The 15920-nt window shown below is 46.9% G+C and carries 17 protein-coding genes; 13 read left to right on the forward strand and 4 right to left on the reverse strand.

What is annotated here, in order from left to right:
• Positions 1–98 precede the first annotated feature (98 nt).
• Positions 99–788: a hypothetical protein gene (locus KSK55_RS10715; protein WP_218606895.1), complete on the forward strand. Its 690-nt coding sequence runs from the start codon at positions 99–101 to the stop codon at positions 786–788.
• A gap of 5 nt (positions 789–793) precedes the next feature.
• On the opposite strand, the gene dapF is transcribed toward KSK55_RS10715, so the two are convergent.
• Genes dapF through KSK55_RS10730 form a run of 3 tightly spaced genes read right to left on the reverse strand, consistent with a single transcriptional unit; the run spans position 794 to position 3784 of the window.
• The gene (gene dapF / locus KSK55_RS10720) at positions 794–1618 is read right to left on the reverse strand and encodes a diaminopimelate epimerase (protein ID WP_218606896.1); all 825 of its coding nucleotides are present in this window, start codon (positions 1616–1618) and stop codon (positions 794–796) included.
• 5 nt (positions 1619–1623) lie between these two features.
• A complete protein-coding gene (locus KSK55_RS10725) occupies positions 1624–2826 on the reverse strand; it encodes a RuBisCO large subunit C-terminal-like domain-containing protein (protein WP_218606897.1) in 1203 nt (400 codons plus the stop codon).
• A gap of 1 nt (position 2827) precedes the next feature.
• A complete protein-coding gene (locus KSK55_RS10730) occupies positions 2828–3784 on the reverse strand; it encodes a ribose 1,5-bisphosphate isomerase (protein WP_218606898.1) in 957 nt (318 codons plus the stop codon).
• A gap of 105 nt (positions 3785–3889) precedes the next feature.
• Between KSK55_RS10730 and KSK55_RS10735 the strand changes: the two genes are divergently transcribed.
• From KSK55_RS10735 to KSK55_RS10790, 12 genes are all read left to right on the forward strand, one after another.
• Positions 3890–4708 (forward strand): HAD family hydrolase, encoded by an 819-nt coding sequence (locus KSK55_RS10735; RefSeq protein ID WP_214419639.1) that lies wholly within the window; start codon positions 3890–3892, stop codon positions 4706–4708.
• A 94-nt stretch (positions 4709–4802) separates the two neighbouring features.
• A complete protein-coding gene (gene atwA / locus KSK55_RS10740) occupies positions 4803–6407 on the forward strand; it encodes a methyl coenzyme M reductase system, component A2 (RefSeq protein WP_214419638.1) in 1605 nt (534 codons plus the stop codon).
• A 12-nt stretch (positions 6408–6419) separates the two neighbouring features.
• A complete protein-coding gene (mmp3, locus tag KSK55_RS10745) occupies positions 6420–7943 on the forward strand; it encodes a methyl-coenzyme M reductase-associated protein Mmp3 (RefSeq protein ID WP_218606899.1) in 1524 nt (507 codons plus the stop codon).
• Complete coding sequence (locus tag KSK55_RS10750) at positions 7940–8395, forward strand: methanogenesis marker 6 protein (RefSeq protein ID WP_218606900.1); 456 nt, start codon at positions 7940–7942, stop codon at positions 8393–8395. The genes mmp3 and KSK55_RS10750 overlap by 4 nt, the downstream gene beginning before the upstream one ends.
• Positions 8396–8842, forward strand: coding sequence for a methanogenesis marker 5 protein (locus KSK55_RS10755; RefSeq protein ID WP_214419635.1), 447 nt, complete (start codon positions 8396–8398; stop codon positions 8840–8842).
• Positions 8839–10080, forward strand: coding sequence for a methanogenesis marker 15 protein (locus tag KSK55_RS10760; protein WP_214419634.1), 1242 nt, complete (start codon positions 8839–8841; stop codon positions 10078–10080). Before KSK55_RS10755 ends, KSK55_RS10760 begins: the two co-directional genes overlap by 4 nt.
• Positions 10081–10086: 6 nt before the next feature.
• Positions 10087–10671: a methanogenesis marker 17 protein gene (locus KSK55_RS10765; RefSeq protein WP_218606901.1), complete on the forward strand. Its 585-nt coding sequence runs from the start codon at positions 10087–10089 to the stop codon at positions 10669–10671.
• Positions 10668–11606, forward strand: coding sequence for a methanogenesis marker 7 protein (locus KSK55_RS10770; RefSeq protein WP_218606902.1), 939 nt, complete (start codon positions 10668–10670; stop codon positions 11604–11606). Before KSK55_RS10765 ends, KSK55_RS10770 begins: the two co-directional genes overlap by 4 nt.
• Positions 11607–12100: 494 nt before the next feature.
• Positions 12101–12433, forward strand: coding sequence for a hypothetical protein (locus KSK55_RS10775; RefSeq protein WP_214419631.1), 333 nt, complete (start codon positions 12101–12103; stop codon positions 12431–12433).
• Between the two features lie 113 nt (positions 12434–12546).
• Entirely contained in the window at positions 12547–13374 is an 828-nt protein-coding gene (locus KSK55_RS10780; protein ID WP_214419630.1) for a PEGA domain-containing protein, read from the forward strand.
• Positions 13371–14024 (forward strand): PEGA domain-containing protein, encoded by a 654-nt coding sequence (locus KSK55_RS10785; RefSeq protein ID WP_218606903.1) that lies wholly within the window; start codon positions 13371–13373, stop codon positions 14022–14024. Before KSK55_RS10780 ends, KSK55_RS10785 begins: the two co-directional genes overlap by 4 nt.
• A gap of 49 nt (positions 14025–14073) precedes the next feature.
• Positions 14074–14991, forward strand: coding sequence for a PEGA domain-containing protein (locus KSK55_RS10790; protein WP_214419628.1), 918 nt, complete (start codon positions 14074–14076; stop codon positions 14989–14991).
• Between the two features lie 4 nt (positions 14992–14995).
• Here the strand turns inward: KSK55_RS10790 and KSK55_RS10795 are convergent, their stop codons facing one another.
• A complete protein-coding gene (locus KSK55_RS10795) occupies positions 14996–15853 on the reverse strand; it encodes a hypothetical protein (protein WP_218606904.1) in 858 nt (285 codons plus the stop codon).
• Positions 15854–15920 lie beyond the last annotated feature (67 nt).

The following is a 15920-nucleotide window of genomic DNA, read 5'->3' on the forward strand; positions in this document are numbered from 1 at the left end:
TCAGTATTCCGGTATCACATGATTTCCCGCCGAGTGCATTAAAGATATTCATCTCATATGTCCGAGTGGTTCATCATTTTAGAGAGAACAATACTACTATGAATTTTGTCCGGCATATTCCGGATAGTAATGAGAATCGATCCCACAAAGAAAACAGAATTGCACATGATCTTCCCATCCTGTTCCTGCCCTTCATACCACTGGTCATCATCGTACCGGTGCTTCCCGCTGATTTCTCATCACGATTTATCACGGTATTCTTTGTAACGCTCCTGTTCATTACCGGGATATATAGTATGAGAGGAGACCGACGCAGATTTCTCATCTCGTGTATTCTGGCTCTCATCGCCACTGAAACGTTCTGGGTTTCGGTATGGCCTGCAGCGTCATCGCTTTTTTTGCCAGCAGAATTTTTCCTTCTGCTGTTTCTCATTCACCAGACCAGATACCTGGTGGAGGAGATGGTATGGTCAGATGGAACCATTTATGATCTCTTTGGTATGGTGACGGCTCTTATCATAACCGGTGGAATTATGCTTGGAACAAGCCTTCACCTTGCCGGATGGATGAGCAGATCTACAGAGTATGATCCTCTTACTATTCACAGCAGTTTTGCACAGGCACTCCCGGAAGGAATCCTTCTTCTGATACGAGGGGGAGAGAGCCCGTTTGGTGTCTCACCCCTTGCATCTGTCATCCTGATGGTAGGATCAGTATGCGGCTTTTTGCTCCTGGTTTTGTCTGCAGGAAAAGCAGCCGGTTATTATGTGAAAAACAGGGAACAATAAGAGGATTATTCCTCTAAAGTAAGAACGCCCTTAAAAACAGTTTCAGCCGGACCTTTCATGAAAGCCCCGTCGGTAAGGGTTATGGTCAGGGGCCCACCGATGGTTTCAACCTCAACAACCGGTCCGGTTTTGGATAACCGGTGAGCAATGGCTGCTGAAGCAGTAGCACCAGTCCCGCAGGATAATGTCTCTCCTTCAACACCCCGCTCCCATGTCTGGATTTTTATTGAGTCAGGACCGGTCACCTGAACAAGGTTGACATTTGCTCCTGCCGGGAAGAACTGGCTGGATCTGATACCTGGAGCCACTTTCGTGATATCAACGACATCAAGATCCCTGAAAAAGACCACCGCATGCGGAACTCCTGTGTTTACTGCATATACTTCATATCCGTTGATGATCTCATGAAAATCACCCTTCCCCTTTGCCGGGATAGCCGGGGCATCATATGCAGGTTTTGTCATCTCTACCTCTGCCATGAAGTCCCCGTCTTCATCGTATTCCATCTTTACTGTAACTGGTCCGGCTAGAGTTTGTATCGTGCATGGGCTCTTAACATATCCTGCATCAAATACATATTTTGCAAGGCACCGGATACCATTTCCACACATCTCTGCTTCACTCTCATCTGGCTGGAACAGACGCATCCTGATATCATTTCCTTCTTTTTGAAGAAACAGCACCCCATCCCCACCGATGCCAAATCTCCGATCACAATACAGAGATGCAAAGTGAGCCTTCATCTCATCCGGGATTATCGCACCGGCAAATTCATCAATCAGGATAAAGTCATTCCCGTTACCGTGGAGTTTGACAAATGGTATTTCCATGTATATCAGTTTGCAATTCCCCATTTATCCAGTGCCCGCTTCAGCTCTGGGTGATCCTGGGCATATGTGGCTGGAGGAATACCCGCAACCGCAGCATCTACCGCCTGTCGCATTGCAGCAGCCCCGGCTCGTGTCCCGTCAGGGTGTCCATGTATCCCGCCCCCTGCCTGGAGGATGATATCCCGCCCGAGCAGTCTGATCTCCTTGTCAACTCCACCTGGGTGAAGTCCCCCGCTTGCAACCGGGAATACTGGTTTCAGATCAAAGAAGGGTTCTGTAAGTGCCAGGTTGTCACCGCGCAATTCAGTCACATCATGCTCCATTTTACCTGATACAGTCCCGGTATGGAGTTGGTCACCACCAAGCATTCTGACCAGACGACAGAGCGGTCTCATGGCGATTCCGTGTTCGCGGTTTCTGGTAATTGCTGCATGCATGGTCCGGTGAACATGGATGGGAAGGTTCAGTCCGGGTTCTTCTGCAACTGCTCTTACGGCATCAAATCCGCAAACGATGACATCAATCATCAGCATATTTGCACCCATTCTGACTGCTTCCCGGGCTCTTTCTACAATCTTGTCCCCCGCGGTTGAGATATTGACTGCATACAGCACATTTCTTCCTGATTCGCTCCTGACCCGGTCCAGTTGTTCCATGACAAGAGGGAGTCGCTCGTTTATGGGGCAGAATTTCTGGTCAGTCAGGGTCTCATCATCCTTGATCAGATCTACGCCACCGATTGCTGCTTCATACGCAACTTCAGCGGTATCTTTTGGATTCAGACCAACTTTTGGTTTAATAATGGTCCCGACATGAGGCCGGTCTGTCGTTCCTACAAGTTTTCTTATACCCTCAATCCCATATCCCGGTCCTTTGAAAGGAATGATATCCTTGGAGAACTCGACATCAATCAGCCTGACTGCAGCAAGACGTGATAATCCAAAGAGGTTCCCTGCAACAACAGAGAGATATTGGGGAATATTGCCTGGTTCAAATATTTCTGAAGGGTAGGTGATAGAACAGGTATATCCTTGTCCAGTTGGAATAATATCCCCGATACGGCCGTCAAGGTATCTGACATAATTCTGCCGTGTTGAAATTTCTGTCCATGTTCCTGTGGTCTGTTCTTCTGCTATCGCCCTGGCTGCCCAGTCAGGACTTACTCCTTCTTTTGGTCTGAAATAATATGTTGCAACGACATCTGTCATGTTATTCTTCCTCACAATAAGGTAAATCTGAGCTCATATCATCATTATCCCAATGAAGCTGCTCTTTGATGATGGTATATGCCATTTCAGGAGGGAATACTCCTGCTTCAGTAATAATGTAATCAACGTAATCGGCAGGAGTAATATCAAAGGTCGGATTTCTGACGGTTACGTATGGGAGTTTTTTTCTCATCTCTTTTGAGAGTATCTCATCAGGTGTTCGCTCTTCGATAAGTATCCGTTCTCCGACGATGGTTCGGGGAGCAAATTTGTATGTCTCTGCAGCGACAAGAAAACTGACTCTGGCCTCATGAGCAGCAAGTGCTATCTGCGAGGTTCCGATTTTATTAATCACTGAACCATTCACGGTTATTGCATCTGCACCCGTGATACACAGATCTACTTCTTTCATGAAATGGCGGGCTGCGGAGTCAACGATAAAATTCGTTCTGATTCCTGCATCAGAAAGGGTTCTTGCAGTGATGTGACCCTGGTTTCTTGGTCTTACCTCAGTTGCATAGACTTCAATATTCATTCCCTGCTCATGTGCCTTGAGGATACAACCCAGCGCAGCTTCAGAGTTACAATGTGTAAGGACCACATCACCGTCCCTGATGTGCCTGGCACCAATCTTTCCTATTTTATTGACTGCTTCCTCAGATCGAGTTATGAATGAACATGCCCGCTCTTCCAGGTTTTTCTTTGCGGATTGTAGTTCTGACTCCTTTTTTAAGGGTTTCATAACCAGGTTTACCGCATTTGGAAGAGACACTGCTGTTGGCCTTGTTGCTACCAGTATCTCCGCCGCTTTTTCCATCTCCTGGCAATAGGTAAGGAGATCTGCTGGATGAATGGTCTGGGAATGATCATGAAGAGCCTGTGCAGCAGCCCTGGCAATTCTACCTGCACCCCTGATCTCCATCGTCTGGATCTTCTCTGCAGTCTCCTCAAGCGTCATATCACATTCTATCTTTTTTCTTCTCAATAATCCTTGGGTTTTTTATATCTTCAGACCGGCCAAGGGTATTATCTGTCCCTTCGTATTATATCTGGTAGAGTTTTCATGTCTGTAGCTGTGGTGTTTGATAGTGCCGGAACCCTGCTCCGCACCTATCGGATGGCAAAAAACATACTGACCGGTGAGCTGCTGACAGATGTGGAGACAACCATTCTCACCTTCGAAGATCCGGAACGTGTTCTTTGTGTGTTACATGGTCATACCCGGGATTTCATGACCGTTTCACCAGATCTGCTTATTTCGAAGTACCTCAAGGACCATGATGTCGGATTTGGAATATCGTGCACGCGAAAACTTGTTGAAAAAGAGCATATTCAGTCCGTTCTTCTGGAAGATACCTGGGCTACTGCGGGAGATATGCAGGAATGCATGCGTGTAATCTGGTCAGAAGTAAAAGAGAACGAAGTGGTTGCATTAAATAACGGGCTCATCGTTCACATGGGTAAAGAATGTATTGAATTTACCGTAACCGCTGGGGGAACCCCTTTTTTCGGGGCTCTGGAAACCATTACTACTCTCCATGATCGCGGTGTATGTACATATATTGCCTCCGGGGATCGGGAAGCGAAACTGGAACGGATGGCTGATTATCTGGGCATTCCGAAGGACCGGGTTTTTGGTGTTGCCACACCATCGGTAAAAGAACAAATTGTTCGTGATTTACAAAAAAACCATGACCTGGTTGTGATGGTCGGCGATTCAATCAATGATCTCAGGGCAATGCGAGCTGCTGATATAGCAGTTCTCAGTGATCAGCAGTCATCAGTCAAACCTGCCGAGCTTGCAGATGTAGCAGACCATCGGATACGAGATATTCGCGAGGTTTTGAAAATCATCCCCCTGGTGGGAAAAAAGGCCCGATAAATCACGCTATTTGCCGATCGTGAAATTTGGCATGCAGAAATAAAGATGTAATAGGCATCAGCGATAACAATACCTTACGAAAGGTGTTTGCAAGATGAGACCCCTGATCACGGTTGATAACCTTACCATGGCCTTCGACGGAAAGGAGGTCCTGAAAAATATATCCTTTACACTTGAGGAAGGAGAAATACTCGGCATAATTGGACGGAGCGGTGCAGGAAAAACAGTGCTGATGCACCTTCTTCGGGGTGTCGATCAGCCTCCTTCATCAGGAACAATTACATACCACATGGCTGTCTGTGATTCATGTGAGTATGTTACCGTGCAGAGCCATGCAGGGCAGACTTGTCCGGTTTGTGGAGCTGTACTGAAACCACAGGATATTGATTTCTGGAGTTCGGAAAACGAGGTCTTGAAAAGACGGATCATGAAGCGAAATGCCATCATGTTCCAGCGGACCTTTGCATTGTATGGAAATGACCGGGTCATTGATAATGTCCTTCACGCCCTGGATGATGTCGGGTATCCTCCAGGTAAAGCAGTAGGTCGTGCAGCAGATCTGATAGATCAGGTCCATCTTTCACACCGGATGATGCACATTGCACGGGATCTATCCGGAGGTGAAAAACAGCGTGTGGTGCTTGCACGTCAGCTCGCAAAAGAGCCGTTCTGTCTGTTTGCTGACGAGCCTACTGGGACTCTTGATCCCAAAACAGCGAGCCTCGTACATAATATGCTTGAAAACGCAGCAAAGAGCAATGGTATGTCGATGGTTGTCACCTCGCACTTCACCCAGATTCTTGAGGATGTGGTGACCAGGGCAATCCTTCTTGAAGATGGACACATTAAGAAGATTGGGGCTCCGGATGAGGTTGTTCAGGTCTTTATGGAAGGATTTTCTGACCTTGAAACATTTTGTGAAATTGAACTTGGAAAAGATATCCTTCGGGCCAGAGAGTTATCAAAGCGATACATATCAGTGGACCGGGGCCTTATCAAGGCTGTCGACGGAGTCCAGTTTGAAGTCTATCATAAGGAGGTATTTGGAATAATCGGGACCTCCGGGGCTGGAAAAACAACCCTTTCAAAGATGATTGCCGGTATAATTGAACCAACCAGTGGAGATCTGGGTGTGCTTGTTGGTGAAGACTGGGTGGATATGACAAAACCCGGTTTTGATCTTCGGGGTCGGGCAAAACAGTACATTGGTCTTTTACATCAGGAGTATGATCTCTTCCCCCACCGGACAATCCTAGATAACCTGACTGATGCCATTGGCCTTGAGTTTCCCAAAGAACTGGCCATGCGTAAGGCGATCATTACCCTGAAGATGGCTGGTTTTACCCAGGAGAAGGCTCGCGAAATTCTTGAACGACTGCCCTCAACATTAAGTGAAGGAGAACGTCACCGGGTTGCCCTTGCCCAGGTTCTTATCCGAGAACCACATATTGTTGTATTAGATGAACCAACCGGTACAATGGATCCGATAACCAAGGTCGATGTCAAACATTCCATCATGCATGCACGTGAAGAGATGGAAGAGACATTTATCGTGGTTTCCCATGACATGGATTTTGTCAGGGACATTTGTGACAGGTGTGCCCTGATGCGGTTTGGAAAGATTGTAAAAATCGGGCCTACTGCGGAGGTGCTCGACGAAGTTACCGAGCAGGAACGGGAACGAATGGCAAATGAATAAAAAGGGGTGGCAATGCCCACAGTCCATATTGATGGAAAAATAACAACAATTCAGGAAGGTTCGACGGTTGATGACGTTCTTTTGGGTCGTGATCCAGAACTTTGTTTTGGCATTATCCGCCCGGTCACCATCAGCCGGGCAGAGACGAAAGAGTTTCTGATTAAGACAACTGCCGGGGAAGTGGTTGTTGAGACGGTCCAGGGGACAAATGCCGGTGAGATTCTCTCCGGTCTTTCAGGTGCAAAATCCGGCTGGCAGGACCTTCAGGTTGCTAGTTTTGGACCGTTTTCTTCTTCTTTTACACCATCACGAAAACCCACACGATATGAACGGGGAGATCTTGCCCTTGGTTCCGGAGGTTATGACCCTGGCAGATCATTCCTGGTCTTCTGCAGAAAAACCCATGCAGCCGATCATGGAGGTCCTTTAGAGGGTGGTATAATTGCACGGGTAATCTCCGGAATGGGAGTGATGGATCGGTTATCTGAACATGATACCATTCTCTCTGTTGAACCGGTGATCTCGTTTGCAGAATCATCTGATGCCAAGACCTCGACTGATGGTTCAATAGTCCTTGAAGAGGGGATGCACCTTATTACTCATCTCCGTGTTCAGGCAGAAGGAATGAATGCGGACGGGTATGATCCGAAGACGGCATACAGCGTTGACAGGATGCTTCTTGCTCTGAAAGATGCTGTCTTTACGGTTGACAAGCGGCTTTCAACTCATGTCAGATGCGATCTTCTTGCTGGAACAGATGTGCCATGTGAGGATTGTTCTGCAAGACGGGAAGGAACCGTATTAATGCGGACTTCCGGAAAAAACCGGGGGTCGATATATATTTATACGCAGGATCTTCCCCGAAGTCTTGCTCATACCGTTATTGGCCACGTCATTCATGGAATTGAACTCTGCAGAATTGCGCAGGAAGGTGACCGGATTCAGATCCGGGTAGATCCTCATCAGTTTGATCTTGTTGGAATGACTCTTGCAGATGCTGAAGCATATGCTCTATCGAGAAATATCACCCTTACTTCTGATATCAGGGGACCGGATCGGGTGGTAACAAGTCAAAAACCAGTCACCACTCTTGAAGTTCTTTCGGGTGGGACTGTTGAAGTACATACTATCCCTGACAAGCAGGTCATTGCTATTACTCTTGATGACGCAAAAGCACCAATGACATGCAAAATTTTCAGGGAATATACCGGCCTGAAATATCATACGATCGGGAAGCTCCCGATGCTCTTTTCCTTTGAAGAAGTGACCCTCTTTAAAGCAAAAATCCCAAAAACGATCAATGTCATCCCTGAAAATGTTCCCGTCTCGACGGTTGATGCAGGGGTTTTTGCTATGACAAATGATTCCTGTAAAGGGGTTGGAATTGTCGGGGTACGGTCTGTTCCTTCATCTGAGTTTGGTCCGACATCCGAACCTTTCTCCGGGACAAACATCATTGGAACTGTGATTGATATGGACAAAATTGCAGGACTTGAGGAAGGAGAGGTTGTATTTTTCAGGGAGGTCAGTAAATGAAGGATCAAATCCCGCCTCTGTATGCCGGAACGGTAACGAAATATGTGTTCATTGAGTCATATAAGGCAACACCTGATGATATCGCTGCCCGTGCGTATGAGGTCTCAGGTGGAGTTATGATCAAAGAGACCTGTTTCGGCCTGCAGGTGACCGGACCTGAAGATGAGGTCGAGCGGGTGATCGCTCACATCAGGGCATTTGACCCGGCCCACATCTATGTGAAGGACCGGGGTTTTCCACCGGGTGATCCCCGCCGGTGCCGGGCAAATCTCGGGGGAGCACGACCAGGGTATTTTGGACATGAATATGAGATGGGTTTTATCAGGAGAATTGCGGTCGGACTTGAGAAACTGGATGAATCCCCAATTCAGTCTGACAAAATGGAAGTTAGCGCGGCTCCGGAGGGACTATCGGTGAAACGACTGGTAGAACTGATTGAGCAGGAGGCCTGAATGGCACAGGTGTTTATATACCCAGCTACCAGCCTTATCCTTTCGGATCTTGTGGCACGGTTCGGGCATAAACCACTCGGGACAGCTCTTTCTATCAGGGAACGGATTCAGACTGCTGGTCTTGACTCACCCCCTCTTCAGATGACTCCTGATGATGCAAAAAAGGGATTGAAGTGGGCTGCAGTTGAAGTCCCCTCTGGTGTCAGGGGAAGAATGTCACTGTTTGGTCCCCTGATCGATCAGGCAGAAGCTGCTATCATTGTCAGAAATCCTGATTTTGCCTTTGGGTGTATGGGATGTGCACGTACTGATGAGTTGGTTGAGTTCCTTGTCAAACAAAAAGATATCCCGATTCTGGAACTTGATTATCCTGCAGACGAAGAGGAAGGAATTATCTTTGTCCGCAGAGTCCGTGATTTCCTCAAAGACCTCGGGAGTGCAGCATGAAAGAAGAAACCGTCCGGATAGCCCAGTTGTCTTGTGGCCCGGAGTACTCTGGTGTTCAAAAGGAGATTTATGCTGCAGCAGAAGCTGTTGGTGCAGAAGTTTTCTTCCCCGATCTCTCTCTTCGGGATATCCGGAGAAATTTTAAGGATTTCGGACTTGATGTCAAATCAGGTGATCTGAAACTTGCAATTGCCAGGGCTGTAGCACTGGTTGAGGGATCAGCGGAGGCCGATGCCGTCTTTATCGCATCATGTTTCAGGTGTGCAGAGGCTGCCATTGTAAGAAATGAACTCCGGCGATATATTCATGAGCACTCCAAGCTTCCGGTGGTAAGTTATTCCTTCACTGAGCGAACGACGTCCGGAACACTTCTGACCAGAATGGAAGCCCTTACCACTATTGCCCGACGACGTGCCCTTCTTGCTAGGGAACGACAGACTGGGCTTACCATGGGGGTGGACTCTGGATCCTCCACAACAAAGGCGATCATCATGCAGGATAATGAGATCATCGGAACCGGTTGGCGACCGACGACTGAGGTTCTAAACAGTGCAGATGAGGTAATCGCTCTTGCACTTGAGGAAGCCGGAGTTAAACGGGACGATCTTGATGCTATCGGAACAACCGGGTATGGCAGGTTCCTGATTGGTGAACGTATCAAAGCCGATCTTATCCAGGAAGAATTGACCGTAAATAGTAAAGGTGCAGTTTTTCTGGCAGATTGTCAGCATGGTCCGTCAACTGTCATAGATATCGGTGGAATGGATAACAAAGCAATATCTGTTCTTGATGGTATTCCGGGAACCTTTACTATGGGGGGTATCTGTGCAGGTGCATCTGGCCGGTTTTTAGAGATGACCGCAAAGCGTCTTGGGGTGGATATCACCGAACTCGGCCCTCTTGCGATGAAAGGTATGGGTGAGGATGTTCCAATGAACAGTTATTGTATCGTCTTTGGAACACAGAGCCTTGTAAATGCCCTCGCTGAAGGTCATTCAAAAGAAAATGTTGCAGCAGCTGCCTGTCATTCTGTTGCAGAACAGGTCTTTGAACAACAGCTCCAGGAGATAGACATTAAAGAGCCGGTTGTGATGGTGGGAGGGACGTCACTTATTCAGGGTCTTGTCCGTGCCATGGGAAATCTGCTCCAGACAGAAATCGTTGTTCCGCATCACTCTCAGTATATCGGTTCTGTGGGTGCTGCTCTCCTGTCGTCAGGATTTGTGGAGAAGAACTGAGGAATCATGTCAACTCTTGAGTATTTTGAAGTTGACTCAACCGAGCCGGTCGGAGGGGCTCTCTACCGACGGATAGCCTCAACGGTAATCACTGATCATAATCTTCTCAAAGTCCTGGAAAAACTTCGGATATTTGTCGATCCGAAAGTTCCAATTTTTGTTGCAGTCGGAATTACCAGGACCGTCCCTCGTACTATTACGGTATCAGACCTTGCCGGTGTAACGTTTGATGAACAGAAAATTACTCTTGCAATTGCCGATGAGACATATCTTGCCGATCTCCTTCAAATCCTCTGGACCAGGTACGGGAAAGATCGGATTAGTCAGCCTGACCGGTTTACTATAGAGATTCAGGTTTCTGCAGAAACAAACCAGCAGGATATTGAAATCCTGGCAGTTGCTGATCCCACGGAGGGCCTTTTTAAGGATCTTATCTATTCAATGCAGGTCATCTGTCCAGAAGGGTTCAGAATTAAAAAACAATTCTTTCATGAAGGAAAGTTCTGGTTTGTTGCAAGTGAAAATACCCTGCCAGAAGATGTGGCTCCTCTCGTAGATGAGCAGTTTCGTATCATGGAGGCCGCTTCATGATCCTGGTCCCGATTACATATAAGGGCGGTGTCTTTCGTCATGATGAAATCCTGGATCTCATCGAGGATATGGGCGGATACATCATCCAGAAACATATGATTGCCCAGGAAGTGGTCCTTCAGGCACTCATTCCAAAAGAAGATATCGAAATCCTCCGGGTGGTTTCACGACCTCTTGCCGGAGAAGTAATCCCTGCACCCCTTGTAGGGACAGAGATAGCAATCGTCTCAATGTCACTTGAGATTCATCATCTTCCTCATGCATCCTGCGATGTTGCGGAATATCTTAGGACAGCCGGAGCAAAAACCAATATGATAGGTCTTGCTCGGGGATTTGGGAAAAGAATTGGTCTTTTGTCAGATGAGGAACGTGACATCATCAATGAGCATGATCTTGCCATTTATCTTTATGGTAATTTTGAAACCTGTATCCAGGAGAAGATGCCGACATTCAGACGGGGGATTCGTGTTCCGATCATCGTTTGTGGCGGGCCAACAAAAGAAACTCTGATGAAAATCATAGATCCGCCAGTATCCGGTTATGTCGGTGGCCTTGGCAGGTTTATGCATCGGACCAAGGAACCGGAAGATCTCGCCAGGCTTGATGACATTGTCGCAGAAGTGTCACGGGTTGTTGATGCGAAGCGATCCAGTATCGCAAAAGATCCCCTGTCTATTGCCCCTGCTCGTCTCATGGATGTCATACTCGAGACGGTTCCGGACATTCATGATGTTACATCCCCGATTCCCGTCGTTGTGCAGATGGATGGGGTCAGAGTAAAATTACCCTATGATCCGTATGCTGCACAGATTCGGACCATTGAAGTTGAAGCTGGTGTCCGGATATCAGATATCTGTGATATCAGACCTTCACGGATGCGTGATTATATTCTGATGAAGGTCAAGCCCTTCTCGGAAACCGGAATGCTCGTATAACCTTCATCTTTTTTCCTATCACTCTTCAGCAGTATTGATTGTAGCCCCTTCTTCTGCGTCATGGGATCAGAACTCACCCGAATGTGCTTCACAGACGACCATTTCCTCTCTCAAAATAAAGTGTTGCAACCAGTTGCAACTAGTTTTTGAAGGTTTTGCTCCGGGATTTACTCAATACATTTCTTTATCTCTTAAGAACGTTGTAACATGAGGCATCCATGTTTCAGGTATTCTGAACTGTATCTTTTTGGCCTGTTTATGATTTTGTTCAAGGAAGATGAACAGACAATCAAATAGTGGTTTTATCTGGAATACAATTAGTCTGAACGAATTCCGTTCTATTTCTGCTTCAACCCTTATCTGCAGTTTCACCTAACACTGTGATGTCACAGGAAGACCTGTGAACAGGACACATCCGTGTACCTTAAACACGGAGTATATCCACGAAACCTCCATGTAAATCCTGAAAAAACAGACAACACAGGAATAATATCATGCATTCACACATGTCCTCCTACACCAATGCACCATATCATCCCCTCGTCTGGTATCCTTCATCCTCATCATGTGTCCTGTCCTCATCAGATGTGCAGGTAATACCACACAATCCTGCATCATTAGATCTTTTTCCATTCGGTATTGAAAATCCGGATCAGGAGACCTCCGGTCTTTCCTGTAACATCCTCCTACCTATCATGACAAAAGAACACCCTGCTTTCGGTTCATCTGAAATACCAAGGAACAGTATTGCTGATCTTGTTAAGTCAGACGATCAGTTTCTGGATCAACTGGAAGTCATGCATTATCTGAACTTTTCTGACTACTAAACTCTCAAAATTCACATTTCTTCATCCTGTTTTCCAGCTTGTCCTCTTGATATATTCCAAAGGATTATGAGAGTTCATAGCCCATTCTCACATATAAGGGGTTGATGTGAAGTATGAACAGGCATATCATACTGATGGGTCTGGTGGTATTACTCACCATGCTGTGCAGTCAGGTAATAGCGGATGAAAAAACCTTTTCTTCGCCTGGAATCGGATACATAGAGATCCGTTCAGAGATTGAAGGAGCTCGTGTTTATTTTGATACCTTATATATGGGGTATGTATCCGGAGGATCATTGACCATTCCGGTCGACACCAGTGTTGCACCTTCATGGCAGAATGTCAGAGTAGAATATAGCGGATATGCTCCATATGCAGGTCCTTTTATCCAGACAGAACCTACAAAGACCATTGCATACCTGGTAAACCTTAGTAAAACCACGTATGATAACTTCGGGATTGTCAAGTTTGTTAGTGATCCAGTGGGTGCAGAATTTTTCTTAAACAACGTGAGTATGGGCGCGACTCCAGATTCGGGTGTCCTGATCGCATACACTGTTCCACGCGGTCTTTATGCGGTTTCTGCGCGCAGGCCGGGAGATAAGCCGGTTTCTGATCAACTCTATGTCGATGATAATGCCCTTACGACATATCGTGTTGAGATGGTTCCTTCTCCATTTGGTGAACTGCAGGTAAACTCCAGCCCAGAGGGTGGTGATATCTATCTTGACAACCGGGTAGTAGGTCTCACGCCGCTCAAGCTTACCGGTATTTCTGTCGGAGAACATGGTGTTCAGGTCAGAAAAGCAGGATATCAGGACTGGGTAGCGAATGTGTCAATTACTGGTGGGAGTATGGGATCAATCGAAGCGGTACTGGTATCAACCCCTCAGCCTGAATCTCTTCCCTCATGCAGTCCTGTGGAGCCTGGAAAGCAATGAGAGAAATATCAAAATCTTCAGTTGCATTCCTTTCAATCTCTCTCCTTCTGGTCTTCGGGAGTGGGCTGGTTTGTGGAGATGGATCTTTGGATGCCGGAACAGTATACCCGACGACTGGGACTTTGCATATCGACGGGGATCCGGTAGGCATGGAAATAACTCTTGATGGGAAAAATGTGGGAACAGTCCCTGAATCCGGTGTCCTTATTTTGGAAAACATTCCGGTGGGAGAACATTCACTGAATGCTTCATACTCCGGGTATATGAGCCAGGATATGTGGGTTAATGTCCCTGATGGTCTGCCTGCTGAAATTCGGGTAACTCTTCAGGAGGAAACAAGTGGTTCTCTTGATCTCTCATCAACGCCTCCGGGAGCCCAGATATATGTGGATGATCTTTACACCGGATTAACCCCGGCAGTGGTTAATGCCACAGTTGGTTCTCATAGGGTTCTTTTGAGGCAGGAAGGGTACCAGGACTGGTCAACTGAAGTAACTGTTTCTGGTGGTCAGATGGTTTCAGTTTCTGGATCCCTGATCCCGGTATCCAGCACTCCTGTCTCTCCTCCAGCGGGAGGTCCCGGATTTCTTGCAACGATGATTCTTGTTGGGATTGGCAGTGTGATTGCTTTTGGGATATGGAAAAAGTGAGAATATCAAAAAAAACTGATTTATACGAACAAAAGGATTGCTGGTTGTTATGATAAAAAAATCACTTCTCTTTTCAGGTTATGTTTTTTGTTTAATCGGGATTCTCCTTCTTATTTCGGGTTTTGTAGCCTTTGGAGATGAACAGGTTGAAACTGCTTTTTATGAAGTCAGGTCAAATGTTGAAAACGCTTCTGTCTATTTTAATGGGGAGTTTGTGGGCAATATTGAGAAAGGATCCGTACTCGTTCCGGCAGCAACAAGCAGCCGGCCGGTTCATCATCAATTGATGATACAAGCGCCAGGTTATACAACCTATAACGAAACCATTGTTCAGGCACCAAAACCTGGTAAAAATAATGTCCTCAGAGGAATCCTGACCCTGCTTCCACCACAGCGAACCGGAACCCTTTCACTTGCTGTCACTCCTCCTGGTGGTGAAGTATTTGTTGATGGAGTCAGTTCAGGTGTAATCAGTCAGTCTGGTATTCATGTCCTCCGGGATATTTCTGCGGGGTACAGAACCGTTCAAATCAGGCTTGCAGGATACCAGGACTGGGTTGAACGAGTTTATGTTGAATCAAATCTGGACACCAAGATACGGGTAACTCTGACGCCGGTAACGACCGGATCAGTTCAGGTCTCATCTGTCCCCGCTGGAGCAAATGTTCTGATAAACGGTTCTCCGGTTGGCATCACTCCGGTTACTATTCCTGAACTTCCTGCTGGTCAGGTGGAGATGAGATTAACACTTCCCGGATACCAGGATTGGACTGCGGTCACTTCTATCATACCCGGACAGACTGTTCCGGTATTTGGGACACTTGTTCCGGTTGTAGTGCAGACTCCTGAACCTGTAAATACAACTCCTGTGGAGACACCAATACCTGAACCCACACAAAGTCCGATTAGCCTATTTACCGCTGCAGGTGCTCTGGCTCTGACGTCGCTCTGGCTGAAAAAAAGATAAGGGTTCAGCCTCTCGGGCCGAATACCTTTTCACTTATTTTATACTGCTCACCATTTTTGTAAAACACAATAACCTGGACTTTATCATTTCCGGATGTTCCCTGAATTTCAGCAATACTGCCTGTATTACTTGCAAGATCCTTGGTCACTTCTGAACCGTCGGAAAGCAGAGCATGCACCTGGATTGTCTTAACTAATTGCTGACCATGCCCTCCTCTGAATGTTGCGGTGATGACCCGGTATACTGGATCTTTGATGATATCAACAAGGACAACCAGGTTTTGTGGCGGCTGTGTAACCGGACCTTCATACAATCCGCCAGATGACTGTTCTGGAGCGCTGGCGATTGTCGGTGTCGCTGTGGCAATAATTCCCCTTGTCTGACCTACTTTCTGATCAAGAATGAGATATGATGCCCCGTTTTTGTAATACACTGCGGCCTGTACTCTGTCAGCTCCTTTTGAACCGTCAAACATAACCTCAGCACCACGGTTTGGTGGGAGTGGCTGCTCTGATGTCACTCCATCTGCAGTGGTTACCCTGACCATGATGGACTGGAGAAGTTGTTGGCCTTTCCCACCATCAAACACTGCGGTGATCTTGTTGTATACCGGATCTTTCTGAGCTGAAACAGATACATCAAGTTCTGCCGGAGGTTCTGTGACTGGTCCGTCAAAGATTGTTAGTTCCTCTCCTGGTTCTGGTGCCATTGTCTCTTCTGGTGTTGGGGGAAGAGTGGTCGGAGAAGGAGTAGGCATAGGAGTTTTTGGTGCTTCAGATGGCCCTGAACTGGTACAACCGGCAAGCAGAATACAACCGGCAAGAACCAGCACCAAAAGGATGCTGCTCTTTTGTGCGATCATAGTACATAGATCCACCTGCAGTCATGAAAGGATTATCCTGCCCTAATACCTGACCGGTAAGTATGAC

The sequence above is a fragment of the Methanospirillum hungatei genome (assembly GCF_019263745.1).
GTDB classification, from domain to species: Archaea; Halobacteriota; Methanomicrobia; order Methanomicrobiales; family Methanospirillaceae; genus Methanospirillum; species Methanospirillum purgamenti.